Consider the following 24,666-nt stretch of genomic DNA (forward strand, 5'->3'; position numbering starts at 1 on the left):
GCCGGATCGTCAGGACCGTTCCGGGCACCTGTACCGGTGCGACCGGTGAGTCGGTCAACTGTCCTCCTCGCCACCCCAGAGGTGCTGGGCGTGCTCCTGCAGCGACCGGACCCCGATGACGCCCGCGGCGGTCGCCTCGATGCCCTGGACGGCCGCGCTGAGCGCCTGCACCGTGGTGAGGCAGGGCACGCCGCGGAGCACGGCGGCGGTGCGGATCTCGTACCCGTCGAGCCGCGGCCCGGACTGGCCCGGGCTGCCGAACGGGGTGTTGACGATCACGTCGACCTCACCGTCGAGGATGCGCCGTACGATCGTCGGCTCACCGTCCGGCCCGGGGCCGGCGCTGTGCTTACGCACGATCTTGGCACGCACGCCGTTGCGGCGCAGGACTTCCGCCGTCCCCTCGGTGGCGAGGATCTCGAAGCCGAGGTCCGCGAGCCGCTTCACCGGGAAGATCATGGCGCGCTTGTCGCGGTTCGCGACGGAGACGAACGCCCGGCCCTTCGTCGGCAGCGCGCCGTACACCGAGATCTGCGACTTGGCGTACGCCGTGCCGAAGACCGTGTCGATGCCCATGACCTCGCCGGTGGAGCGCATCTCCGGGCCGAGGATGGTGTCGACGCCGACGCCCTCCGGGGTGCGGAACCGGTCGAACGGCAGCACCGCCTCCTTGACCGAGATCGGCGCGTCGAGCGGCAGGTGCCCGCCGTCGCCGGTCGCGGGCAGCACGCCCTCCGCGCGCAGCCGCGCGATGCTCTCGCCCATCATGACGCGGGCCGCCGCCTTGGCCAGCGGCACGGCGGTGGCCTTGGACACGAACGGCACCGTACGGGACGCGCGCGGGTTGGCCTCCAGGACGTACAGGACGCCCGCGGAGAGGGCGTACTGGACGTTCATGAGGCCGCGGACGCCGATCTCGCGGGCGAGGGCCTCGGTGGAGGTGCGGATGCGGTCGATGTCCTCACGGCCGAGGGTGATCGGCGGCAGCGCGCACGCCGAGTCGCCGGAGTGGATCCCGGCCTCCTCGATGTGCTCCATGACGCCGCCGAGGTAGAGCTCCTCGCCGTCGTACAGCGCGTCGACGTCGATCTCGATCGCCTCGTCGAGGAACCGGTCGACGAGCACGGGATGCTCGGGGTTCCACTGGCCGCCGCCTGCGCGCTCGATGTAGTCCCTCAGCGTCTCGTCGTCGTAGACGATCTCCATGCCGCGCCCGCCGAGGACGTACGACGGCCGCACCAGCACCGGGTAGCCGATCTCGGCGGCGATGGCGGCCGCCTCCTCGTAGGACGTGGCGGTGCCGTGCTTGGGCGCGGGCAGGTCCGCGCGGGCGAGGACCTGCCCGAACGCGCCGCGCTCCTCGGCGAGGTGGATGCTCTCCGGCGAGGTGCCGACGATCGGCACCCCGGCGTCCTTGAGTTTCTGCGCGAGGCCCAGCGGCGTCTGCCCGCCGAGCTGGACGATCACCCCGGCGACCTCGCCGGTCTCCTGCTCGGCGTGCACGACCTCCAGGACGTCCTCCAGCGTGAGCGGCTCGAAGTAGAGCCGGCCGGAGGTGTCGTAGTCGGTCGAGACCGTCTCGGGGTTGCAGTTGACCATGACCGTCTCGTAGCCGGCCTCGGCCAGCGTGAACGAGGCGTGCACGCAGCTGTAGTCGAACTCGATGCCCTGGCCGATGCGGTTCGGGCCGCTGCCGAGGATGATGACCTTGGGCTTGTCGCCCACGGGCACCTCGGTCTCCTCGTCGTAGGTCGAGTAGAGGTACGGCGTGCGGGCCTCGAACTCGGCGGCGCAGGTGTCGACGGTCAGGTAGACGGGCCGGATGCCCAGTGCCTGCCGCAGCTCGCGGACGACCTCGGCGGAGGTGCCGCGGATCTCGGCGATCTGCTCGTCGGAGAAGCCGTGCCGCTTCGCCTCGCGCAGTGCCTCCGGGTCGAGCTGGTCCTCGGCGAGGGGCGCGGCGACCTCGTCGAGCGCCGCGATCTGGTCGAGGAACCACGGGTCGATCCGGGTCGCCTCGTACAGCTCCTCGACGGTCGCGCCCAGCCGCATCGCCTGCTGGACGGCCCGCAGCCGCCCGTCGTGCGGTCGGCGGGCGCTCTCGATCAGCTCGGCCTTCCGTGCGGCCCGCTCGTCGCCGGAGAGCGCCTCGGGGCCCGGAGCCCAGGAGAAGGAGCTGCCGGCCTTCTCCAGCGACCTGAGGGCCTTCTGCAGCGCCTCGGGGAAGGACCGGCCGATCGCCATGGCCTCGCCGACCGACTTCATGTGGGTCGTGAGCGTCTTGTCGGCCGCGGGGAACTTCTCGAACGCGAACCGCGGCGCCTTCACCACGACGTAGTCCAGGCTCGGCTCGAAGCTGGCCGGGGTCTCCTGGGTGATGTCGTTGCGGATCTCGTCGAGGGTGTACCCGACGGCGAGCTTCGCCGCGATCTTGGCGATCGGGAAGCCGGTCGCCTTCGACGCCAGCGCGCTGGACCGTGACACACGCGGGTTCATCTCGATCACGATCATGCGGCCCGTGGCCGGGTCGATCGCGAACTGGATGTTGCACCCGCCGGTGTCGACGCCGACGGCACGGATGACGTCGATGGCGACGTCCCGCATCCGCTGGTACTCCCGGTCGGTGAGTGTCATGGCCGGCGCGACGGTGATCGAGTCGCCGGTGTGCACGCCCATCGGGTCGAGGTTCTCGATGGAGCAGACGACCACGACGTTGTCGGCCCGGTCGCGCATCAGCTCCAGCTCGAACTCCTTCCAGCCGAGGATCGACTCCTCCAGGAGCACCTCGCTGGTCGGGCTGGCGGCCAGGCCGGCGCCGGCGATGCGGCGCAGGTCGGCCTCGTCGTAGGCCATACCGGACCCGGCGCCGCCCATCGTGAACGACGGGCGCACGACCATCGGGTACCCGAGCGTGCCGGCCGCGGCGAGGCAGTCGTCCATCGAGTGGCAGATCACGCTGCGCGCGGACTCGGCGCCGATGTCGGCGACGATCTTCTTGAACCGCTCGCGGTTCTCCCCCGCCTGGATGGCGTCGACCTTGGCGCCGATCAGCTCGACGCCGTACCGCTCCAGGACGCCGGACTCGTGCAGCGCCACGGCGGTGTTGAGCGCGGTCTGGCCGCCCAGCGTGGGCAGCAGCGCGTCGGGGCGCTCCTTGGCGATGACCTTCTCGACGGTGTCCGGCGTGATCGGCTCGACGTACGTCGCGTCGGCGATCTCCGGGTCGGTCATGATCGTCGCGGGGTTGCTGTTGACGAGGGCCACGCGCAGGCCCTCGGACTTCAGGACCCGGCACGCCTGCGTGCCGGAGTAGTCGAACTCGGCGGCCTGGCCGATGACGATCGGCCCCGAGCCGATGACGAGGACGGATTTCAGGTCGGTACGGCGCGGCATCAGGTTCCCTGTCCGGAGGCGACCGCGACGGCCACGAGGGCCAGCACGGTCAGGGCGGCGGCGACGGTGGTGAGGATGAGGGCCAGCGGTGTCGGGGGCCGGGCCCGTACGACGGCGTCGTTCGGGTCGACGGGCACGTGGCCGTGGGACGCGGTGTCCGAGGCGTGGTCCGCCTCGTGGCCGGATACGTCGGTCATGAACCCTCCTTCGTCGGAGGAGAGACCAGAGGCGCTGCGCTCATGAACGGTCCATGAGGTCGCAGAAGCGGTCGAACAGGCCCGTCGCGTCGTGCGGGCCCGGGGCGGCCTCGGGGTGGTACTGCACGCTGAACGCGGGCCGGTCGAGCAGCCGCAGCCCCTCGACGACGCCGTCGTTGAGGTCGACGTGGCTGACCTCGGCGCGGCCGAACGGCGTGTCGAACGGGCCGTCCAGCGGCGCCTCCACCGCGAACCCGTGGTTGTGGCTCGTGATGTGCACCCGGCCGTTGGCACGGTCCTGCACCGGCTGGTTCACGCCGCGGTGGCCGAAGCGCAGCTTGTACGTGCCGAGGCCCAGCGCCCGGCCCAGCATCTGGTTGCCGAGGCAGATGCCGAACACCGGCGTGCCGCCGTCCAGGACCCCGCGCATGGACTCGACCGCGTAGCCACAGGCGGCCGGGTCGCCCGGCCCGTTGCTGTAGAAGACCCCGTCCGGCTCGAGGGCGAGGATCTCCTCGGCGGTCACGGTCGCGGGCAGGACGTGCACCTCGCAGCCCCGCTCGGCCATGCGCCGGGGCGTCATCGCCTTGATGCCCAGGTCGATCGCCGCCACCCGGTGACGCACCTCGCCCTCGGGCCGCACGACGTACGGCTCGGGCGTGGACACGACGCGGGCCAGGTCGGCGCCGATCATGTCGGGGCTGTCCAGCACGCGCTCCAGGAGCGCCTGCGGGTCGGTCTCGGTCGTGCTCACGCCGGCCCGCATGGCGCCCTTGTCCCGGAGGTGCCGGGTGAGCGCGCGCGTGCCGTTGATCGCGATGCCGACGACGCCGTAGTCGCGCAGCTCGTCGTCGAGCGAACGGCGGGCCCGCCAGTTCGACACGACCCGCGACGGCTCACGGACGACGTACCCGGCGACCTGGACGCGGCCGGACTCGGGGTCCTCGTCGTTGACGCCGGTGTTGCCGATGTGCGGCGCGGTCATCGTGACGATCTGCCGGTGGTACGACGGGTCGGTCAGGGTCTCCTGGTAGCCCGTCATCCCGGTGTTGAAGACGATCTCCCCGAACGCCTCTCCCTCGGCCCCGTACGCGGTGCCGTGGAAGGTCCGGCCGTCCTCCAGGACGAGCAGCGCCGGCTTGGTCGCGCGATTCAAATCGGTTTCCCTTCCAGAACGGTGGGACGGCCGCGCAGGAACGTCGCCTGCACCCGGCCCGGCAACTCCAGCCCGGCGAACGGCGTGTTCCGGCTCTTCGAGACGAAGCCCCCCGGATCGACCACCGTGCGCACGGACGGGTCGTACAACGTCAGATTCGCCGGGGCGCCGACCTCGATCGGGCGGCCCTGGCCACTCAGGCGGCCGATGCGCGCCGGGCGGACCGCCATGCGGTCCGCGACGCCGGCCCAGTCGAGCAGACCGGTCTCGACCATGGCCTCGTGCACCACCGACAGGGCCGTCTCCAGCCCGATCATGCCCATCGCCGCCGGCGCCCACTCGGTCTCCTTGGCCTCGGCCGGGTGCGGGGCGTGGTCGGTGGCGACACAGTCGATCGTGCCGTCGGCGAGCGCCTCACGCAGCGCCTCGACGTCGGCCTTGGTCCGCAGCGGCGGGTTCACCTTGTAGACGGGGTCGTACGTCTCGGCGAGCTCGTCGGTCAGCAGCAGGTGATGCGGGGTGACCTCCGCGGTGACCTGCCAGCCCTTGCTCTTCGCCCACCGGATGATCTCCACCGAGCCGGCGGTCGAGACGTGGCAGACGTGCAGCCGGGACCCGACGTGCGCGGCGAGCAGGCAGTCGCGCGCGATGATCGCCTCCTCGGCGACGGCGGGCCAGCCCGCCAGGCCGAGCCGCCCGGACACCTCGCCCTCGTTCATCTGCGCGTGCTCGGTGAGCCGGGGCTCCTGCGCGTGCTGCGCGACCACGCCGTCGAACGCCTTGACGTACTCCAGCGCGCGGCGCATCAGCACCGCGTCGGACACGCAGTGCCCGTCGTCGGAGAACACCCGCACCCGCGCCGCCGAGTCGGCCATCGCGCCGAGCTCGGCGAGGCGCTCGCCCTCCAGTCCGCGGGTGACCGCGCCGACCGGGTGGACGTCGCAGTGGCCGGCCTCGCGGCCGAGCCGCCAGACCTGCTCGACGACGCCGGCCGTGTCGGCCACCGGCTCGGTGTTGGCCATGGCGTGCACGGCCGTGTAGCCGCCGGCCGCCGCGGCGCGCGTGCCGCTCTCGACCGTCTCGGCGTCCTCCCGGCCGGGCTCGCGCAGGTGGGTGTGCAGGTCGACCAGGCCCGGCAGCGCGATCAGCCCGTCGGCGTCGACCACCGTGGCCTCCCGCGCCGTCAGGCCGGTGCCGACCTCGGCGACGACGCCGTCACGGACCAGGATGTCGGCGGGCGCGCCGCCGAGGATCCGCGCGCCCTTGATGAGGTGCGTCACGCGTCTTCCCTTCTCGAAGCGTCGCCGCTGCGGCGTCTGGCGTCCCCGTTCGGCGAGACCCCCGCGGGGGTCACGTCGCCGCCGATCGCCGGCTCCGAACCGCCCAGGAGGAGGTAGAGCACGGCCATCCGGACGGTCACGCCGTTGGCGACCTGCTCGACGATGGTCGAGCGCGGCGAGTCGGCCACCTCCGCGGCGATCTCGACGCCGCGGTTCATCGGGCCGGGGTGCATCACGATCGCGTGGTCCTGCAGCGCGGCCAGGCGGCGGGCGTCCAGGCCGTACCGCCGGCTGTACTCGCGGACGGTCGGGAAGTAGGCGGCGGTCATCCGCTCCTGCTGGACCCGCAGCATCATCACGACGTCGCTCTTGGGCAGCACGGCGTCGAAGTCGTACGCGACCTCGCACGGCCAGGTGTCCACCGAGACGGGGAACAGCGTCGGCGGCGCGACCAGCGTGACCTCCGCGCCGAGCGTGTTCAGCAGCAGCACGTTGGAACGCGCCACCCGGCTGTGCAGGATGTCGCCCACGATCGTGACGCGGCGGCCGTCGAGGTCGCCCAGCCGGCGCCGCATGGTGTAGGCGTCCAGCAGGGCCTGGGTCGGGTGCTCGTGCGTGCCGTCACCGGCGTTCACGACGCTGCCGCGCACCCAGCCGGCGAGCCGGTGCGGCGCTCCGGAGGCGTTGTGGCGGATGACGACGCCGTCGGCGCCCATCGCCTCCAGGGTCAGCGCGGTGTCCTTGAGGCTCTCCCCCTTGGACACGCTCGAACCCTTGGCGGAGAAGTTGATGACGTCCGCCGACAGCCGCTTGGCGGCCGCCTCGAACGAGATCCGGGTGCGCGTGGAGTCCTCGAAGAAGAGGTTGACGACGGTGCGCCCGCGCAGCGTGGGCAGCTTCTTGATCGGGCGATCGGCGATCCGCGAGAGTTCCTCGGCGGTGTCGAGGATGAGCAGCGCGTCGTCCCGGGTGAGATCGGCCGCCGAGATCAGGTGGCGCTTCACTTGGGGACCTCCAGCACGACGGCGTCCCGGCCGTCGGTCTCGGCGAGCAGCACCTTGACCTTCTCGCGGGTGCTGGTCGGAAGGTTCTTGCCGACGTAGTCGGCGCGGATGGGCAGCTCCCGGTGGCCGCGGTCGACCAGCGTGGCGAGCTGCACGGCGCGCGGGCGGCCGAGGTCGTTCAGCGCGTCGAGGGCCGCACGTACGGTGCGGCCGGAGAACAGGACGTCGTCGACCAGGACGACGACGCGATCGTCGACCCCCTCGGGCGGCAGCTCCGTGCGGCCGAGGGCGCGGGCGGGACGCATGCGCAGGTCGTCGCGGTACATCGTCACGTCGAGGGAGCCCCGCGGAACGGGCTCGCCCTCGACCTCGGCGATCCGCCCGGCCAGGCGGGCCGCCAGGGTGACCCCGCGTGTCGGGATCCCGAGCAGGACGATGTCGCGGCCGCCCTTGGTGCGTTCGAGGATCTCGTGGGCGATCCGGGTGAGGGCCCGCCGGATGTCGGGGGCCTCGAGAACGGTCTTGTGACTCACATCACTATCGGGTGACGGTCCGTGCGCAGGCACGGAGGCAGCACTCACCGCGATAACCTCCTTTCCCGCCTCACTGGACGGGCCTTAAAGGACGTCGGGCGCTATCACGTTAGCAGCCCGGGTAGTCTGCCCCCGACACCGGGACCGGCACGTTTCCGCTGGTGACAACGCTGCGCATGCGGGCCGCCGGACACCGGGCCGGGGTTGTGGCAAGCTTTTACCCGGCGGTCGGCGGCCTGTGCGGCGCGTGGCCGCCGGGCCACGCGAGCCCCGGCGGGCAAGGGTTTTCGCGCTCTCCGGACCCCGCTCCGGAGCCCTCGCGGACGCCGACTGTTTCGCCGCTTTTTTCCAATCGGCTTGACCTGGGGCGCTACCCGTTTTACCGTCACTGTCCGTAACCATCCCAGGAGATGGACCCCTCGGGCAGTCGGCCCCCGGCCGGCTGAGAGTGCGCCCCACGGCACACCCGTCTCGGGGCAGGCGGGAGCCACCCGTCCGGGTCCCCCTCCCGGGGCCACTATCGACGACGAGAAAGTGAGCCTGGGGGCCGCACGATGCCGTCTGAATACGCTAAGGCTCTCGGCGCGAGGCTTCGCGCCATCCGCACCCAGCAGGGCCTGTCCCTGCACGGCGTGGAGGAGAAATCCCGTGGCCGCTGGAAGGCCGTCGTCGTGGGTTCGTACGAGCGGGGCGACCGCGCCGTCACCGTTCAGAAGCTGGCCGAGCTCGCCGAGTTCTACGGCGTGCCGGTGTCCGAGTTGCTCCCCGGCGGAGCCGCGCCGAGCCCCCTGGGCCCGACGCCGAAGCTCGTGATCGATCTCGAGCGACTCCAGCAGCTTCCGAAGGACAAGGCCGGTCCACTCGCCCGTTACGCCGCGACGATCCAAAGCCAGCGGGGCGACTACAACGGAAAGGTCCTGTCCATCCGGCAGGAGGATCTGCGTTCGCTCGCGGTGATCTACGACAAGTCACCGACGGAGCTCACCGAGGAACTCATCGGCTGGGGCGTCCTCGACCCCGAGGCGCGCCGCGCGGTCGAAGCGTTCTGATCCCCCTCCCGGTCCACGCGGCCCTCCCCTGAGCCGCCGCATGACCGATGTTCGTGACGAAACCCGTCCGGAACCCCACCGGACGGGTTTCTTCATGCTCCGTCAGCGCCGCCCGCGCGCACCCGCGCCCGCGGCCCGCACCCCGGCCCCCACGGCAGTACACCGCCGGTCGGACGCACTGTTCGCCGCCGCGGTGGTCACATCGCCGCCGTCGTTGACGTGCGATGACCGGTTCGGCGGGTTCGGCGGGTCAACGCCGACGTCAATGTGGCCGACCGATCCTGCCGGCACGCCTCTTGCACACCCTTCGGCGCGAAGCGATCGGCATCCGGCCTGGCCACGGTCTCTCGTTCGCGTGCAGGGACGTGGACATGCCGCGCGCCGCGCCGCGCGGGGCCCGCCGTTCGGGGGGAGGTCACGGCGGGTCCCGCGGGCGTCGACCGGGGCTCCCGCGCCTACGGAGCCCCTTTTCGGGAGGGTCTCAGCCGGCGGCCGGCAGCATGGGCTGGCCGGGGACGCCGAGGGTGGTCTCGACCAGCGACACGAAGATCTCCGCATCGTGCAGCAGTTCGTCGGCCTCGGCCGCGGTGACCGCGCGGGGCAGGCCGGCCTCCGCGGCGGCACGTTTGCCGGCACCGGCGGCGAAGAACGCCGCCCACTCGCGCAGCGCGGGCTCGGCCTCGGGCAGCAGCACCCAGACACTGCGCGGTCTGCCGCGCGTCCGGGAGTCCGGGTCGGCGCGCTCGGCGAGCACGGCGGCGGCGGCGCGCAGCGCCGCGAGGTGCGCCGCGACGTAGCGCAGCGCCGGGGCGGCCGACTCGGCGGCCTCGATCAGCCCGCGGCGTGCCGTCTGGAGGAGTGACATCGCCGATGCGGCGGGCCTGCGCCGGGGTGCCGGACTCGGCGGGACGGAAGTTGACGACCTTGCGGACATGACATGCCTCCTTCCGCTGGGCGGGCCCGAGGGCCCAGGGGAGGCCGGGCGAAGCGCTTCCCCTCGCCCCGCCCGGCCGTCGCATCCCGCCCGGCATCGCGCTGCCCGCGAGACGATCCCCTCGGCGCGGGCCGCGAGTCCCGCGCCGTACTCGAACACAGGTTCGAGCATGCATCTCAGTAAAGCGGCCGCGACATCATTCGTCAACGTGTTCGAATAGGTGTGTCCTCGCAGTTCGAAACCCCTTACCTCGCTCCCCGCCACGAGCCGTAAGGTGCTCCCATGCATCCCAACGTCGAACGCGTCGCCGCCCGCCTGCGTGAGCTGGGCGCCACCGGTGAGGTCCGGGAGCTGCCCGAGGCCGCGCCCACGGCGGTCGCGGCCGCGGCTCAGCTCGGCTGCGACGTCGGCGCCATCGCCAACAGCCTCGTCTTCGCCGCCGACGGCGAACCCCTCCTGGTGCTCACCAGCGGCGCGCACCGCGTGAACACCGCCGCGCTGGCCGAGCGGATCGGCGTTGAGAAGGTCAAACGGGCGGACGCGGAGTTCGTCCGGGCGGCGACGGGGCAGCCCATCGGCGGGGTCGCCCCTCTCGGGCACCCGGCGCCGATCCGGACCCTCGTCGACACGTGGCTGGCCAAGTACGACGTCGTCTGGGCCGCGGCGGGGCATCCGCACACCATCTTCCCCACCTCGTACGAGGAACTGCTCCGCCTCACGGGCGGCACGCCGACCGACGTCGACTGAACCACCGTCCCGTTCCGGCCCCCGGGCGTGACCGGACCTGGACGGTCCGTGACACGATCGGATACGGGTCTCCGGGGACAACCGCCGAAAGGCGGTGATACAACGGTCACCTGACGCTCAAGCGCACTCTCCGGAGCGGGTGCCCCATGGCTGGACAGGACGGTCTGCGTGCCAGTGCGGCGCGTGACAGGGATTTCGTCGGCATCGACACCGCCGCGATGGCTCGGCTCATCCAGCAGATGACGAGCGCGTCGAACGCCATCACGGCCTGGCTGCGCACGAACGCCGCGCTGCCCGCGGGTGTCCCGCGCACCGGCCTGCATCAGGCCGCGGCGGTGGAGAGCTGGGCTCGCGCCCAGCCGGGGATGCTCAGCCGGCGGCGGAGCTACGCGATCGCCCATCTGAGCAAGGGCGCCGCCGACATGCCGAAGGCAGGCACCGGCCGGCTCGGCGCCCATCCGGGCGGTACGACGGCGGCCGGGGCGGGGCACGCGGTCGGCCACTTCCCCGACGCCCACGCCGCGACGAGAGCGGGAACCACCGACGCCACCGCGATCAACGCCGCGCTGACGGCCGACCACCCGATTCCGGCGGCGGTCTGGAAACGGCTGGCCGCCGACTCCGGCGACCCGGACTACGTCAAGGGCCTGTACGCCCGGCTCGGCCCGGCGGGCACCGCCGGCCTGATCGAAGCCGCGCTCGGCCACGAGGCGCGCCTGGCGGCGGTCCGGGAGTCGCTGGGCCTGGCCAGCCACCACCTTCGGATGTCCGAGACCTGGCTGCGCGGCCTCCTCGAGGAGGCCACCCGGAAGGGCGTGCACGACGAAGCGGTGAGCGTGCTGGAACACGCCGGGCTCGACCGGCGCGCGAAGGTCGCCCTGGCGCATGTCGGCCTGACGCACCTGGGCGCGGCGCCGCCGGGCCACCGCGTCCCCGCGCCGAATCCTCCGCACGAGGCGATGCTCCGCCCCGCGGCGGCGGATCCCGAGGCCGTGGCCGAGCTGCACGCGCGCCACTCCGACGCCGTGCGCCGGGCGCTGGCGGCCTGTCCGGCCTCCACGGTGCTGCAGCGGCTCGGCGCGCTCCAGGGCGAGCGGCTCGACGGCACGGCCCGCGTGGTCACTCCTCCGGCGAAGGAGGGCCCGTGAACGAGCGGAGCGAGCGAGCCGATGACGCGGCCCGCCCGGTCACACCTCCGACGAAGGAGGACTCGTGACCGCCTATCCGCCCGCGCCGGCCACCGTGCGGCCGCCGGCGGCGGCGTCGCCGGCGCCGGGTGAGCCCGTGCAGCAGCCGAACCCGGCGTACGTCGAGCTGTTCGCCGCGTACGAGCGCGCCTACTCGAGCGCCCACTCGCTCGAGACGGCGCTGGATCCGCCGCTGCGCACGGTCGGAGACGCCTGGGTGGGGCCGGCCGCGCGCGGCTGGGAGCGGGAGCTGGAGACCGAGCGCGGCCGGCTCAGGAAGGCGGCCGCGCAGATCCTGTGGGACATTTACGACGCACTGTCCAAAGTCCCGCCTTACCTACCGAAGTGAGCCCCGTGAGATCAGCTTTCGGAACCCGGCGGGAGACCGCCCCGCAGATACGGGAGATCGACCGGCGCGGCTTCTACCGGCGGCTCGACGCGATGCTGGCGACCTACGCCGCGGCGATGGAGCCGCCCGTCGACCAGATGCCGGGCCGGCGCACGATCATGGAGCGCCACGCCGCGTATCCGGGCTTCCGGGCGTTCGTCGCCGGGCGCCGGCGCGACGTGGTCGGCTTCGCGTACGGCTTCCGCGGTGAGCCCGGGCAGTGGTGGCACGACGTGGTCCACGCCGCGCTCGCCGAGACGGGCGGCCCGGAGCACGCCCAGGCGTGGATGGGCGACACCTTCGAGGTCGCGGAACTGCACGTCCACCCCGACAGCCAGGGTCAGGGACTCGGCCGCAGACTGATCACCACGCTGTGCGCGGACCGCCCGGAGCGGAACGTCGTGCTGTCCACGCTGGACGCCGAGACGCCCGCCCGGAATCTGTACCGCTCGCTGGGCCTGACGGACCTGCTCACCGCCTTCCGGTTCCCGGGCGGGGGCCCGCTCTACGCGGTGATGGGCGCGCGGCTCCCGCTGAGCTCCAGGCGGTCGTAGACCTCACGTGTCGCGGTCGACTTGTTGAACGTGATGAAGTGGATGCCCGGCGCACCCTCGGCCAGCAGCCGCCGGCACAGCTCCGCCGCCTGCTCGATGCCGAGGCGGCGCACCGCCTCCGGGTCGTCGCCGACGGCCTCGAACCGCTCGGCCAGCTCCGGCGGGAACGGCGCGCCGGAGAGCTGCTCGGACCGCTCGATCGTGCTCAGCCGGGTGACCGGCATGATGCCCGGGATGATCGGCACGTCACAGCCCTGTGCGGCGACCCGGTCCCGCAGCCGCAGGTAGTCCTCGGCCCGGAAGAACATCTGCGTGATCGCGTAGTCGGCGCCGGCCTGGCACTTGCGCACGAAGTGCCGGGTGTCGCTCTCGATGTCCGGCGACCGCGGGTGCTTGTACGGGAAGGCGGCGACCCCGACGCTGAAGTCTCCCGACGACTTGATCAGCCGTACGACGTCCTCGGCGTACTCGACGCCCTCGGGGTGCTTGACCCACTCCCCCATCGGGTCGCCCGGCGGGTCGCCCCGCAGCGCCAGCAGATCCCGGACGCCGACGGCGGCGAACTGGCCGATCAGGTGCCGCAGCTCGCGGATCGAGTGGTTCACGGCCGTGAAGTGCGCGACGGGGGTGAGGGTCGTGTCGGTCGCGATCCGCTCGACGATCTCGACGGTCCGGTCGCGGGTGCCGCCACCGGCGCCGTACGTCACCGAGACGAAGGTCGGGCGCAGCACCTCGAGACGGCGGATCGCCTGCCACAGGTTGCGGGCGCCCTGCTCGGTCTTGGGAGGGAGGAACTCGAAGGAGAAGGTCGGCTCGCCCGAGGCGAGCACTTCCCGGATCGTGGGGCGAGCGAAGGTCATGCAGACCAGCGTAACGGGACGACCCTGGGGGACCACTAGTCTCGACCTCATGGCCCCCAGTCGCGTACGTAAGGAGGTCGACGAGGCGCTGCACGCCTTCGTCGACCGGCAGCGCCCGGTGCTGAGCGCCGTCGGTGACGATCTCGCCCCCATGGTGACCGCGCTCGACGCGCTGCTGGCGGGGGGCAAGCGGCTGCGTCCCGCGTTCTGTTACTGGGGCTGGCGCGGTTCGGGCGGGGAGGACCGCCCGGAGATCTTCGCCGCCGCGGCCTCCCTGGAGCTGCTGCAGGCGAGCGCGCTGATCCACGACGACGTGATGGACGGCAGCGACACGCGGCGCGGCCAGCCCGCCGCGCACCGCCGGTTCGAGGCGCTGCACGCGGCGTCGGGGTGGCGTGGTTCGCCGGAGGCGTTCGGCGCGGGCGCGGCGATCCTCCTGGGGGACGTGTGCCTGTGCTGGAGCGACGAGATGTACCAGGGCAGCGGTCTCCCGGATGAGGCGCTGCGGCGTGGGCGGCCCATCTTCGACATCATGCGGACCGAGGTCATGTGCGGGCAGTACCTCGACCTGGTCGGGCAGGCGCGAGGGTCCGGTGCCGACGGCCGGGCCATGGTCGACGCGGCCCTGCGGGTGGTCCGGTTCAAGGCCGCCAAGTACACGATCGAGCGGCCGTTGCAGCTCGGGGCGGCGCTGGCCGGGTCCGGGGAGATGGCGGCCCTGTCGGCGTACGGCATGCCGCTGGGCATCGCGTTCCAGCTGCGCGACGACGTCCTGGGGGTCTTCGGCGACCCGGCCGAGACGGGCAAGCCCGCGGGTGACGACCTGCGTGAGGGCAAGCGCACCGTGCTGATCGCGCTGACCCTCGAACGCTCGTCCGCGGCCCAGGCCGAGGTCGTCGAGCGGCTGCTGGGCGACCCCGGGCTCGACGCGGACGGGGTCGAGCGGCTCCGGTCGATCATCGTGGAGACCGGGGCGCTGGACGCCTGCGAGCGGATGATCGACCGGTACGCCGACGAGGCGTCCGGCGCGCTCACGAGCGCTCCGCTCACGGCGGAGGCCCGTGCGGCGCTCTCGGACCTGACGATCGCCGCCACCGCGCGCCGCGTCTGACCTCGCAAGACCCCCCGGTATCAACATTCGCCAGACAAAACGGGTTTCGCTGGTTAACAATGGGGGCATGACCAATCGGTTGACCGCATGAAGCTCGACACTCCGTACCCGCCGCGTGTCGCCGAACCCGTGGCCCGAGTGCGCGTCTCCGCGCCCGCGCCGCGACGGACCCCCCGCAGCCGCAGCCTGATGCTGGCGCTGACGCTGGTGGTCGTCGCCGGGTTCCTGCTGGGACTGGGCCTGCCGGTCCATCCCTGACACCCGTTCGACGCGACGGGGCGTACTCCGAGCAGCGCCGGCCGGGAGCCGGCCACGTCCCACACGAACGAAGAGCCCTTGGCCCGTGAGCGGGCCAAGGGCTCCTGTCGTCGTAGCGGGCCCCCCGGCCGGGGCCGTCACCAGTGCGGCGGCCGCTCCTCCAGGAGGCGGGCGTCATCGTCGTCGTATGAGGGGTATCCGCCCCAGCCGAGCTCGGATTCGTCGCGCGTCTGGTCGGGCAGCACCACCAGATCGTCGTCGTCGGCCAGCTCCACCAGGCGCTCGTCGTCAGGGTTGCCGATCACGCCTCCCATTGTCGCGCATCGGCGGCGCGGAGCGCGCGGGACTGTTCGGCGGCGGCGGCGCGCGGATCGTCGGCCTCGGTGACCGCGCGGACGACGACGACGCGGCCGGCGCCCGTGGCCAGCACCTGGTCGAGGTTGCCCGCGTCGATGCCGCCGATGGCGAACCACGGCCGGGTGAACCCGCGCCCGGCGACGTACCGGAGCAGCCCCGGTCCGGGGGCCGGACGGCCGGGCTTGGTCGGCGTCGGCCAGGTCGGGCCCACGCAGAAGTAGTCGACGCCGGGTTCGGTCGCCGCGGCGGCGGCCTGTTCCTCCGAGTGCGTCGACCGGCCGATGAGGATGTCCTGGCCGACGATGGCCCGCGCCGCCGCGACCGGGAGGTCGTCCTGGCCCAGGTGCAGGACGTCCGCGCGGACGGTGTGGGCGATGTCGGCGCGGTCGTTCACCGCCAGCAGGGCGCCGTGCTTGTCGCAGGCGGCGCGGAAGACCGAGAGGTACTCGATCTCCTGCCGCGCCTCGAGGCCCTTCTGCCGGAGCTGCACGATGTCGACGCCACCGGCCAGGGCGGCGTCGAGGAACGCCTCGAGGTCGCCCCGCGCCTCGCGGGCGTCCGTGCAGAGGTAGAGGCGGGCCCGGTCGAGCCGGGCCCGCAGGGTCACCGCGCGTTCAGAGGGCAGGTGCCTGGCCACCGCGGGCTCTTTCGCCGGAGGTGAGAGGACCTGCCGCATGTGCTCCGCGGCTCAAAGGGCCAGCGCCTGGGCGCGCCGGTTGATCTCCTTGACGCGGTGCTGCGTGAGCGCCTCGATCGGGGTGCCCGGGAGGGACTCGTCCGCGGTGAACAGCCAGCGCAGCGCCTCGGCGGCTCCGAAGCCGGAGTCGGCGAGGACGGTCAGGGTGCTCTGGAGTCCCTTGAGAGGCTGATCGCCGGAGATGAAGGCCGCCGGGACGCAGACGCCTTCGGCGCGCTGCACTCCCAGGAGCTTGTGGTCGCGGAGAAGCTGCTTCACTCGCTTGAGATCGAGGCCGAGCCGGTCGGCCACCTCACGGAGGGTGAGCCACTCGCCCACCAGTGCGTCGGTCTGTCGGTCGATCTCGATTTCGGCAACGGTGTGCGTCACGGAACCCTGCCTACCACCTTCGGCATCTTCTGAAACCTTACTCACGAGCGGTCTCCTTGACCGCAATGGCGGGATCCGCCAGCGCTGACCGGTCAACCCGCTTGTGACCTGCGATGATACGCCTTCCCTGCAACAGGTCGCGCGGTCGGTCGACCGTGAGGATCGCCACAAGACGATCACCGCTCAGCCAGCAGGCCGACCACCCTCCGGCGGCCGACGGGTCACCGCGCCAGAGCATCGTGTCGGCGACCGGGTGATGCCCGGCGTACTGCACCATGTGCCCGAACTGCTCGGACCAGAAGTACGGCACCGGGTCGTAGACGCGCTCGCCGCCCAGCAGGCCGGCGGCCGCGACCTCCGGGGCGTTCAGCGCGGTGTCCCAGTGCTCGACGCGCAGGCGGCGCTGGAACGTCGGTGACCACCACGCGGCGCAGTCACCGGCGGCGTACACCCCCGGGCGCCCGGTGCGCAGCCGTTCGTCGACCACGACGCCGTCGTCGAGGGTCAGGCCCGAGCCTTCGAGCCAGGCGGTCTCGGGGCGGACCCCCACGCCCGTGAGGACGACGTCCGCCTCGACCGAGCCGCCGCCCGCCAGGTCGAGGCCGCCCCGCTCCACGGAGGCGACCTTGACGCCGGTGCGCAGCTCGATCCCCGCCTCGGCGTACCAGCGCGCCGTCTTCGTGCCGACCTCGGCGGCGACGGCCCCGGCGAGGGGCGCGTCGGCGGCCTCGACGACCGTGACGCGGCAGCCGGCCGCGGCGGCCGCCGTCGCGACCTCGGCGCCGATCCAGCCCGCGCCGACGATGGCGACCCGGGCTCCGGGGCGCAGCTCGGCGCGGAGCGCCCGGGCGTCGTCGATGGTCCGCAGCACGTGCTGCGGGCCGTCGCCCGGCAGCCGGATCGGCGCGGCTCCCGTCGCGATCACCAGGCCGTCGAAGGCCAGCGGACCCGCCGTCGTTTCCAGGACGTCGGTGAGGCCGGTCGCGCGGTGGCCGAGGAGCAGCTCGCAGCCGAGGGCCGCCCAGTCGGTGTCGAGGGTCGTGTCGTCGACGTCCCCGCGCAGGACGCCCTTGGACAGCGGCGGCCGGTCGTACGGGCGGTGCGGCTCGGCCCCGACCAGCGTCAGCGGGCCGGTGTACCCCTGGGCCCGCAGCGCCTCGGCGGTCCGGACGCCCGCGAGCCCGCCACCTGCGACGATCACCCGTCTCATGTACGTGACCTTATAGTCTGTTGACGTAAGCGCGGGAGTCCGGCGCACCGGGCTGAGAGGGCGGCACAGCGGCCGCCGACCGCATGAGCCGCCGTCGGCGTGCGCCGGGGCGGGCTCTGGACCTGATCCGGATCATGCCGGCGAAGGGAGCGCACGCGTGCACGTGATCATTGTCGGCGGCGGAGTGATCGGCCTCGGGATCGCGTGGCGATCCCTGGCCCGTGGCGTCCAGGTCACGGTCGTCGATCCGGAGCCGGCGAGCCAGGCGTCCCGCGTCGCCGCCGGCATGCTGACCCCCGTCACCGAGGCGAACTACGGCGAGGACGCCCTGCTGCGGCTCGGCATCACGTCCCGCGACCGGTACCCCTCCTTCGTCGCCGAGCTGGAGGAGGTCTCCGGCCGCGACACCGCGTACCGCAGAGACGGGACGCTGCAGGTCGCCCTCGACGCCGACGACCTGGCCGTGCTCGAAGAGCTGCGCCGGTTCCAGGAGTCGCTCGGCCTCACCGCCGAGACGCTCACCGGCCGGGAGTGCCGCCGCCGGGAGCCCATGCTGGCGCCGTCGGCGCGCGGCGGGCTGTTCGCGCCCGACGACGGCTCGGTCGACCCGCGCCGCCTGTCGGCGGCGCTGCTGGCCGCCGTCGACCGCCTCGGCGGTACCCTGATCCGCGACCGCGCGGCCGAGGTCCTCACCGATCGCGACCGGGCCGTCGGGGTGCGCCTCGCCGGGGGCGACGCCGTCCACGCCGACCAGGTCGTGCTGGCCGCCGGGCCCTGGAGCCACGAGCTCAAGGGCCTCCCGCCGGACGCGGTCCCCCCGGTCCGCCCGGTGAAGGGCCAGGTCGTCCGCCTGCGCGCCCCGTTCCCCTTCCTGAGCGGCACCGTCCGCGGCCTCGTACGCGGCTCCTCGGTGTACCTCGTGCCCCGCGCCGACGGCGAGCTGGTCATCGGCGCGACGCAGGAGGAGATGGGCTACGACACGACGGTCACCGCGGGCGGGGTGTGGGAGCTGCTGCGCGACGCCCACGAGCTGGTCCCCGGCGTCACCGAGCTGGCCTTCGCGGAGGTGACCGCGGGCCTGCGGCCCGGCTCGCCGGACAACGCGCCGGTCCTCGGGCCGTCGGCGCTGCCCGGTCTGCTGCTCGCCACCGGTCACTTCCGCAACGGCATCCTCCTCACCCCGGTCACCGCCGACGCCATGGCGGACACCATCGCGACCGGAGAGACCCCCGAGGTCATCCGGCCGTTCGCACCCGGAAGGTTCCGAGATTGAAGATCACCGTCAACGGCGCCGAACGGGACGCCCCCGAGGGTTCGTCCGTGGCCGGCGTCGTCGCGTCGCTGACCGAACGCCCCACCGGGGTCGCCGTCGCGCTGAACGACGAGGTCGTGCCGCGCGCCGACTGGAACACCACGATTCTGCGCGAGGCGGACCGCATCGAGGTGCTGACCGCCGTCCAGGGAGGTTGACCATGCAGGAACAGGCCGAACACGCCCCCACGGCGGACCGGTCCGCGGGCGCTCCGGATCCGCTCGTCATCGCGGGCGAGAGCTTCGGCTCCCGCCTGATCATGGGCACGGGCGGCGCGCCGAGCATGCGGGTCCTGGAGGAGGCGCTGACCGCGTCCGGGACCGCGCTGACCACCGTCGCGATGCGCCGCGTCGGCGCGGACACCCCGGGGTCCGTCCTCGACGTGCTCCGCCGGTGCGGCATCCGGGTGCTGCCGAACACCGCGGGATGCTTCACGGCGGGCGAGGCCGTCCTCACCGCCAAGCTCGCCCGCGAGGCGCTCGGGACCAACTGGATCAAGCTGGAGGTCATCGCCGACGAGCGGACCCTGCTGCCCGACCCGATCGAGCTGGCGGACGCCGCGGAGCGGCTCGTCGACGACGGCTTCGTCGTGCTGCCGTACACGAACGACGACCCGGTGCTGGCCCGGCGCCTCGAACAGGCCGGCTGCGCCGCGGTGATGCCCCTCGGCTCGCCCATCGGCTCGGGTCTGGGCATCCGGAACCCGCACAACATCGAGCTGATCGTCGAGCAGGCCGGGGTGCCGGTGATCCTCGACGCGGGCCTGGGGACGGCCAGCGACGCCGCCCTCGCCATGGAGCTCGGCTGCGACGCCGTCCTGCTCGCCACGGCCGTCACCCGCGCCCAGTCGCCGGCCCTGATGGCCGCGGCAATGCGGCACGCGGTCGAGGCCGGCCGGCTGGCCCGCCTCGCCGGCCGGATCCCCAAGCGCCGGTACGCGCAGGCTTCCTCGCCGTGGGAGGGATTGAGCTCCGCGAGTTGACCGTCCGCCGCCCGCGCTCCGAGCAGGCCGTTCGGCCCGGGGGATGGTCTCGATCCCGCAAGGATTGATGCTTTGATCCTGAGTCAGGACGAGTATGCCCCCGAATCCCTAATACACTCCCCCTGATGGATACGACGGTTGCGGACCCCCTCGTCGGGCAGGTGCTTGACGGGCGCTACCTCGTACGGTCACGTGTCGCCCGGGGTGGCATGGCCACCGTTTACGCCGGTCACGACACCAAGCTGGACCGTACGGTGGCGCTTAAGGTCATGCACGCGAACCTCGCCATGGACGAGGACTTCGTGCGGCGCTTCATCGGCGAGGCGAAGAGCGCGGCCGCCCTCTCCCACCCGAACGTGGTCGCGGTCTATGACCAGGGCACCGACAAGGGCTACGTGTTCCTCGCGATGGAGTACGTCCCCGGGCGCACGCTGCGCGACCTGCTGACCGAGCGCGGCCGCCTCGGCCCGCGCGAGGCGCTGCAGGTGATGCAGCCGGTGCTGTCCGCGCTGGGCGCGGCGCACCGCGCCGGGATGGTCCACCGCGACGTGAAGCCGGAGAACGTCCTGCTCACCGCCGACGGGCAGGTGAAGGTCGCCGACTTCGGCCTGGCCCGCGCCGAGACGGCGACCAAGCAGACGAAGACCGGCATGATCATCGGTACCGTCGGCTACCTCGCGCCCGAGCAGGTCATCTCCGGTGACGCCGACGCCCGTACGGACGTGTACGCCGCGGGCATCATGCTGTTCGAGCTGCTGACCGGCCGCCAGCCGTACGACGGTGGCACGCCGCTGGCCGTCGCCTACAAGCACGTCAACGAGACCGTGCCGCTGCCCTCCAGCGTCGTCCCCGGCCTCCCGCCGCAGATCGACGCGCTGGTGGCCAGCGCCACCAACCGCGACCCGGCACGCCGGCCGTCCGACGCCGACCACTTCCACGCCGCGGCGGGCGAGGTGTACCGCCAGCTGCCGCCGGAGGTCGACGCGGCGCTGGCCGGAGTCGCGGCGGCGCCGCCGCCTCCGCCGTCGCCCACTCCCCCCGCGCTTCCCGCGCCCGCCGTGGGCGCCACGGTCGCCGACGGCTCGACGCAGATGCTCGGCCCCCAGCCCGGCGGTTACGCGCCGCCGCACGCGGGCACGCAGATGCTCGGTCCGCACACGATGACGGTGCATCACGAGCCGCCGCCTCCTCCGACGATGCGCGACCGGCTGCTGCGGCCGCCGGGCGTGTACGGCGTCATCGCCGGCGTGCTCGCCGTCGTGCTGCTGCTCGGCGGGATCGTGTGGTTCCAGACCGTGGGCAACAAGGAGACGGTGCCGAAGCTGACCGGGCTGACCGAGGAGCAGGCGCGCGTCACGGCCGAGCAGGCCGGGCTGAAGGTCAAGGTCGGCTCCTCGCGCTTCGACCCGAAGGTTCCGAAGGACAAGGTCGCCGAGGTCCAGCCGCAGGCCGGCACCAAGGTCGACAAGGGCACCCTGCTCACGCTGATTCTCTCCAAGGGCAAGCAGCCGGTCGAGATCCCGGACGTCAAGGGCAAACCGCTGGCCCAGGCCAAGCAGGCGCTGCAGCAGGCGGGGCTCACCCCTGGCGACGTGGTCCCGCAGGCCAGCGTCAGCGTGCCGAACGGCTCGGTGATCAAGACCAGGCCCGCCGCCGGTGAGAAGCAGAGCCCGGACGACCCCGTCACGCTGGTGGTCAGCAACGGCATCCAGATGCCGAAGGTGGTCGGTCTCAAGCGCGACGCCGCCGCCCAGAAGCTCAGCAGGCTCAAACTCAGCGTGCAGTGGCAGGAGCAGGACCTGGCCGACGGGCAGCAGCCGAACACCGTCATCAACCAGGACCCGCCCGTCGGACAGCAGCTGACCCCGGGCCAGGTCGTCAAGATCACCGTGACCAAGGCCCAGAAGGACTGCGCGCCGCTGGACTTCGCCTGCATGTGGCGGCAGATGCACGACCACGGCAAGAAGGACGACCCCGGGAACGGCCAGCAGGCGCCCGTACCCGGGGTGCTGGGCCAGCCGATCGCGCAGGCCGCCCAGACGCTCATGCAGGCCGGTTTCCAGGTCCAGGTGGCGGGCGGCCAGGCCGGCGACCCGGTGACCGGGCAGGACCCGCCGCCCAACACGCCGCTCCCGAAGGGACAGGTCGTCAAGATCTGGCACTGAGCGTCCCGCCGGGACGCTCGACCAGGGGTGACCAGGGGGTGTCCACCACACACCCCCTAGGCTGGATCGGTCATGGCCAGAGCAGACATCAACGCGATCGGCGCGCACGTCCCGGTGGCGGGCGGGCTCGCGACGGGCGGGCTCCGCTACGCCGCCGAGATCGGCGCCGAGGCCGTCCAGGTCTTCGTCAGCAACCCGCGGGGCTGGGCGCAGGCGGCCGGGAAGCCGGCCGAGGACCGGCGGCTGCGGGAGCACGCCGAGGAACACGACCTGCCGGTGTTCGTGCACGCGCCGTACCTCATCAACCTCGGCTCACCCAGCCCTGAGACCATCGCCCACTCGGTCGCCTCGATCCGGCACGCCCTCCAGCGCGGTGCCGTGATCGGCGCGCGGGGCGTGGTCGTGCACACCGGCTCCGCGGTGTCCCAGCCCCGCGAGGACGCGATGCGGCAGATCCGCGAGCACCTGCTGCCGCTCCTCGACGAGATCCCCGGCGAGGGTCCCGACCTCCTGCTGGAGCCGATGGCCGGGCAGGGGCGGATGCTGTGCGCCACCGTGACCGACCTGGGGCCCTACCTCGACGCCGTGGACCGGCATCCGCGCGCCGGGGTCTGTCTCGACACCTGCCACGCGTTCAGCGCCGGGCACGACCTGACGGCGCCGGGAGGCGTCGCCGCGATGCTGGAGGCGCTGGCCGGGACCGTCGGCGCCGACCGGCTCAGGCTCATCCACGCGAACGACAGCAAGGACCCCTGCGGGTCCTGCCGGGACCGCCACGAGAACATCGGCGCCGGGCAGATCGGCGCGGCGCCCTTCGCCGAGTTCTTCCGTCATCCGGTCAGCCGCGGGGTGCCCCTCGTCATCGAGACCCCGGGCCGCAGCGCCGAGCCGCACCGCGCCGACATCGAGACCCTCAAGAGACTCCGCGACGGCTGACCGCCGCCCTCTCCCGCCCTGGTTCCGGGCAAGAAAAAGGCCTGGGTGCCGCTGAACAACCCCCCGACCGTTCAGCAGCACCCAGGCGCGCCGCCTGGCGTCCACCCCCCCCGAGTCGGAGCCTGGCGGCCGTCCCGAGAACGTTGCTGTGTCCGAAACCCTAGGGTCCCCGCGCCCGGCCGCGAAACCCATTCAGGCCTCGCCTCGGCAAACGGTCAGTAGTGAGCGGTATACGTTCGGTAAGCGAGAGCCGAGCGGTCACCGTGACACGACGAACGGCCTCAGCGCGGCCCGTCCGGTCCGAGCCCGTCGGGCAGGTGCATGCGGGCCATCGCACGCTCGGTGCGGTCGGGGATCCGCCCGGGGGTGAGCAGCGACACCGCCACGGTCACCGCGAACGCCAGCGGGACCGTGACGATCGCCGGCTGCTCGACGAGGGTCCCCAGCCAGCCGGAGCCCGGCCCGGGGTCACCGAGCACCCGCGCCAGCCCGGCGGCGGTCGCCGGCACGCCGCCCGCGAGGATCCCGGCCGTCGCGGCGGCCGGAGTGAGACGCCGCCACCACACCCCCAGGACGAGCAGCGGCGCCAGCGACGAGGCCGCGACGGCGAACGCGACGGTCACCAGCGCCGCCGACTGAGGACTGCAGGCCCAGGGCGCGACCAGGAGGGGCACGGCCACCGCGACCAGGACGGCGGCGCGGAAGCCGCGCGCTCCCCCGCCCAGCCCCTGGGCGATGCTGCCCGACACGGCGACCACGACGCCGCAGGAGGTGGAGGTGAAGGCGGCGAACGCGCCGGTCGCGACCAGCGCGGTGAGCAGGTCCCCGGTGACGCCGGGGAGCATCCGCTGCGGCAGCAGGAGCAGCGTCGCGTCGGTCTCCCCGGTCATCAGCAGCTCCGGCGTGTAGAGCCGGCCGAGGGTGCCGAAGAGCGCCGGGAACAGCGAGAACACCGCCAGCATGAGGACGACGAGCCCGGCCGTGCGCCGGGCGGCGCTCCCGCAGGAGTTGGTGTAGAACCGCACCGTGATCTGCGGTAAGCCCATCGTGCCGAGGATCGTCGCGAGGAGCACGGAGTAGGTCGCGGCCAGCGGGTGTTCGCGGCCGCCCGCGAACGGCGTCGCCCAGCGGTCGCCGCGCAGCAGCGCGATCCGCGACGTGTGCGGCACCGGCGACCCTGCGGGGAACCGCATCCGGGTGCCGGCGCGCACCTGGTGCCGGCCCGCCGCGAGGCGCAGCCGTTCACCGTCGTGGCGGCGGCCGTCGAGGACGCCGGTGACCGCGACGACGGCCGGGGCGGTCAGGTGGATGCCCGCGGCCGTGTCGGCGGTGACGGTCGTGTCACGGTGGAAGTAGGGCGGCCTGGCCGCGTCGGCGTCGTTCTGCAGCCGCCAGACGGCGATGAAGACCAGCGCGGGGATGGTGACGGCCGTCAGCTTCAGCCAGAACTGCACGGCCTGCACGCCGGTGATGCTCCGCACCCCGCCCGGCAGGACGAGGACGACCACCGCCGCCACGACGACGAGCCAGCCCATCCACACGGGCAGCCCGCTGATCACCGACAGCGTCACTCCGGCGCCCTGGAACTGGGGCAGCAGGTAGAACCAGCCGATGACGAGCACGCACGCGCTGACGGCGCGGCGGACCCGCCGTGAGCCCAGCCGCCATTCGGCGAAGTCCGACACGGTGTACGCGCCGGAGCGCCGCAGCGGGGCCGTGACGAGGGCGAGCAGCACGACGTGGCCGGCGGCGGCGCCGATCGGCAGCCACAGCATGTCGGCGCCGTACGCGAGGACGAGACCGGCCATGCCGAGGAAGGCCGCGGCGGAGACGTACTCGCCGCTGATCGCCGAGGCGTTCCACCAGGGTGACACCTCACGGGCGGCGGTGTAGAGGCCGGACGCCCGCGCGGGCCCGCCCCGTGCCGGCACGGCCGCCAGCGAGGCGATGAGCAGGGCCATCGCGAGCATCGTGATCATTCGTTCTC

At 73.0% G+C, this 24,666-nt stretch carries 24 protein-coding genes and 1 pseudogene; 12 read left to right on the forward strand and 13 right to left on the reverse strand.

All coding sequences use genetic code 11. The features are described from left to right. Window positions 1–54: 54 nt before the first annotated feature. The 6 genes and pseudogenes from carB to pyrR form a co-directional block, all read right to left on the reverse strand. Window positions 55–3,393, reverse strand: coding sequence for a carbamoyl-phosphate synthase large subunit (gene carB / locus NE235_RS05810; RefSeq protein ID WP_252799880.1), 3,339 nt, complete (start codon window positions 3,391–3,393; stop codon window positions 55–57). After that, complete coding sequence (locus NE235_RS05815; RefSeq protein WP_252799881.1) at window positions 3,393–3,590, reverse strand: hypothetical protein; 198 nt, start codon at window positions 3,588–3,590, stop codon at window positions 3,393–3,395. Before NE235_RS05815 ends, carB begins: the two co-directional genes overlap by 1 nt. Window positions 3,591–3,630: 40 nt before the next feature. Continuing rightward, window positions 3,631–4,746 carry a glutamine-hydrolyzing carbamoyl-phosphate synthase small subunit gene (gene carA, locus NE235_RS05820; protein ID WP_252799882.1) on the reverse strand — a complete coding sequence of 372 codons (1,116 nt, stop codon included), beginning with the start codon at window positions 4,744–4,746 and terminating at the stop codon, window positions 3,631–3,633. After that, entirely contained in the window at window positions 4,743–6,026 is a 1,284-nt protein-coding gene (locus NE235_RS05825) for a dihydroorotase (RefSeq protein ID WP_252799883.1), read from the reverse strand. Before NE235_RS05825 ends, carA begins: the two co-directional genes overlap by 4 nt. Window positions 6,027–6,121: 95 nt before the next feature. Beyond that, window positions 6,122–7,030: pseudogene (locus NE235_RS05830) on the reverse strand (aspartate carbamoyltransferase catalytic subunit); the annotation flags it as partial. Continuing rightward, window positions 7,027–7,563 carry a bifunctional pyr operon transcriptional regulator/uracil phosphoribosyltransferase PyrR gene (pyrR, locus tag NE235_RS05835; protein WP_252799884.1) on the reverse strand — a complete coding sequence of 179 codons (537 nt, stop codon included), beginning with the start codon at window positions 7,561–7,563 and terminating at the stop codon, window positions 7,027–7,029. The gene pyrR and the pseudogene NE235_RS05830, both read right to left, overlap by 4 nt. A gap of 554 nt (window positions 7,564–8,117) precedes the next feature. On the opposite strand from pyrR, the gene bldD reads away from it, so the two are divergent. Continuing rightward, window positions 8,118–8,612, forward strand: a complete 495-nt coding sequence (bldD, locus tag NE235_RS05840; protein WP_252782932.1) for a transcriptional regulator BldD — start codon at window positions 8,118–8,120, stop codon at window positions 8,610–8,612. Window positions 8,613–9,093: 481 nt separating this feature from the next. Here bldD and NE235_RS05845 read toward each other — a convergent pair whose 3' ends face one another. After that, window positions 9,094–9,477, reverse strand: coding sequence for an SAV_6107 family HEPN domain-containing protein (locus NE235_RS05845; protein WP_252799885.1), 384 nt, complete (start codon window positions 9,475–9,477; stop codon window positions 9,094–9,096). A 351-nt stretch (window positions 9,478–9,828) separates the two neighbouring features. Between NE235_RS05845 and NE235_RS05850 the strand changes: the two genes are divergently transcribed. From NE235_RS05850 to NE235_RS05865, 4 genes are all read left to right on the forward strand, one after another. After that, window positions 9,829–10,293, forward strand: a complete 465-nt coding sequence (locus NE235_RS05850) for a YbaK/EbsC family protein (RefSeq protein ID WP_252799886.1) — start codon at window positions 9,829–9,831, stop codon at window positions 10,291–10,293. Between the two features lie 146 nt (window positions 10,294–10,439). After that, window positions 10,440–11,441, forward strand: a complete 1,002-nt coding sequence (locus NE235_RS05855; protein WP_252799887.1) for a FeoC-like transcriptional regulator — start codon at window positions 10,440–10,442, stop codon at window positions 11,439–11,441. A 64-nt stretch (window positions 11,442–11,505) separates the two neighbouring features. Next, the gene (locus tag NE235_RS05860) at window positions 11,506–11,829 is read left to right on the forward strand and encodes a hypothetical protein (protein ID WP_252799888.1); all 324 of its coding nucleotides are present in this window, start codon (window positions 11,506–11,508) and stop codon (window positions 11,827–11,829) included. A gap of 5 nt (window positions 11,830–11,834) precedes the next feature. Next, window positions 11,835–12,422, forward strand: coding sequence for a GNAT family N-acetyltransferase (locus NE235_RS05865; protein WP_252799889.1), 588 nt, complete (start codon window positions 11,835–11,837; stop codon window positions 12,420–12,422). Here the strand turns inward: NE235_RS05865 and metF are convergent. Next, window positions 12,374–13,282, reverse strand: a complete 909-nt coding sequence (gene metF / locus NE235_RS05870) for a methylenetetrahydrofolate reductase [NAD(P)H] (RefSeq protein WP_252799890.1) — start codon at window positions 13,280–13,282, stop codon at window positions 12,374–12,376. The genes NE235_RS05865 and metF overlap by 49 nt on opposite strands. 49 nt (window positions 13,283–13,331) lie before the next feature. Here metF and NE235_RS05875 point away from each other — a divergent pair, with 49 nt between their 5' ends. Both NE235_RS05875 and NE235_RS05880 read left to right on the forward strand, forming a co-directional pair. Continuing rightward, entirely contained in the window at window positions 13,332–14,393 is a 1,062-nt protein-coding gene (locus NE235_RS05875; RefSeq protein ID WP_252799891.1) for a polyprenyl synthetase family protein, read from the forward strand. A gap of 87 nt (window positions 14,394–14,480) precedes the next feature. Beyond that, window positions 14,481–14,651 (forward strand): hypothetical protein, encoded by a 171-nt coding sequence (locus tag NE235_RS05880; protein WP_252799892.1) that lies wholly within the window; start codon window positions 14,481–14,483, stop codon window positions 14,649–14,651. Between the two features lie 137 nt (window positions 14,652–14,788). Here NE235_RS05880 and NE235_RS05885 read toward each other — a convergent pair whose 3' ends face one another. The 4 genes from NE235_RS05885 to NE235_RS05900 are packed head-to-tail and all read right to left on the reverse strand — an operon-like array spanning window position 14,789 to window position 17,284. After that, window positions 14,789–14,956: a hypothetical protein gene (locus NE235_RS05885; RefSeq protein WP_252799959.1), complete on the reverse strand. Its 168-nt coding sequence runs from the start codon at window positions 14,954–14,956 to the stop codon at window positions 14,789–14,791. Then, on the reverse strand, window positions 14,953–15,645 hold the full coding sequence (thiE, locus tag NE235_RS05890; protein ID WP_252799893.1) for a thiamine phosphate synthase: 693 nt from the start codon (window positions 15,643–15,645) through the stop codon (window positions 14,953–14,955). The genes NE235_RS05885 and thiE overlap by 4 nt, the downstream gene beginning before the upstream one ends. 51 nt (window positions 15,646–15,696) lie before the next feature. Continuing rightward, the gene (locus NE235_RS05895; protein WP_252799894.1) at window positions 15,697–16,074 is read right to left on the reverse strand and encodes an Rv2175c family DNA-binding protein; all 378 of its coding nucleotides are present in this window, start codon (window positions 16,072–16,074) and stop codon (window positions 15,697–15,699) included. A gap of 37 nt (window positions 16,075–16,111) precedes the next feature. Continuing rightward, window positions 16,112–17,284: an NAD(P)/FAD-dependent oxidoreductase gene (locus tag NE235_RS05900; protein WP_252799895.1), complete on the reverse strand. Its 1,173-nt coding sequence runs from the start codon at window positions 17,282–17,284 to the stop codon at window positions 16,112–16,114. 157 nt (window positions 17,285–17,441) lie between these two features. Here NE235_RS05900 and thiO point away from each other — a divergent pair, with 157 nt between their 5' ends. The 5 genes from thiO (at window position 17,442) to NE235_RS05925 (ending at window position 22,679) form a co-directional block, all read left to right on the forward strand. Further along, a complete protein-coding gene (thiO, locus tag NE235_RS05905; protein ID WP_252799896.1) occupies window positions 17,442–18,557 on the forward strand; it encodes a glycine oxidase ThiO in 1,116 nt (371 codons plus the stop codon). Then, the gene (gene thiS / locus NE235_RS05910; RefSeq protein WP_252799897.1) at window positions 18,554–18,754 is read left to right on the forward strand and encodes a sulfur carrier protein ThiS; all 201 of its coding nucleotides are present in this window, start codon (window positions 18,554–18,556) and stop codon (window positions 18,752–18,754) included. The genes thiO and thiS overlap by 4 nt, the downstream gene beginning before the upstream one ends. A 2-nt stretch (window positions 18,755–18,756) precedes the next feature. Beyond that, entirely contained in the window at window positions 18,757–19,578 is an 822-nt protein-coding gene (locus NE235_RS05915; protein ID WP_289848198.1) for a thiazole synthase, read from the forward strand. Window positions 19,579–19,703: 125 nt separating this feature from the next. After that, on the forward strand, window positions 19,704–21,743 hold the full coding sequence (gene pknB, locus NE235_RS05920; protein ID WP_252799898.1) for a Stk1 family PASTA domain-containing Ser/Thr kinase: 2,040 nt from the start codon (window positions 19,704–19,706) through the stop codon (window positions 21,741–21,743). A 72-nt stretch (window positions 21,744–21,815) separates the two neighbouring features. After that, on the forward strand, window positions 21,816–22,679 hold the full coding sequence (locus tag NE235_RS05925) for a deoxyribonuclease IV (protein ID WP_252799899.1): 864 nt from the start codon (window positions 21,816–21,818) through the stop codon (window positions 22,677–22,679). 281 nt (window positions 22,680–22,960) lie between these two features. On the opposite strand, the gene NE235_RS05930 is transcribed toward NE235_RS05925, so the two are convergent. Beyond that, complete coding sequence (locus tag NE235_RS05930) at window positions 22,961–24,658, reverse strand: sodium/solute symporter (RefSeq protein ID WP_252799900.1); 1,698 nt, start codon at window positions 24,656–24,658, stop codon at window positions 22,961–22,963. Between the last annotated feature and the right edge of the window lie 8 nt (window positions 24,659–24,666).

This window comes from Actinoallomurus spadix (assembly GCF_024055725.1).
Classification (GTDB): Bacteria; Actinomycetota; Actinomycetes; order Streptosporangiales; family Streptosporangiaceae; genus Actinoallomurus; species Actinoallomurus spadix.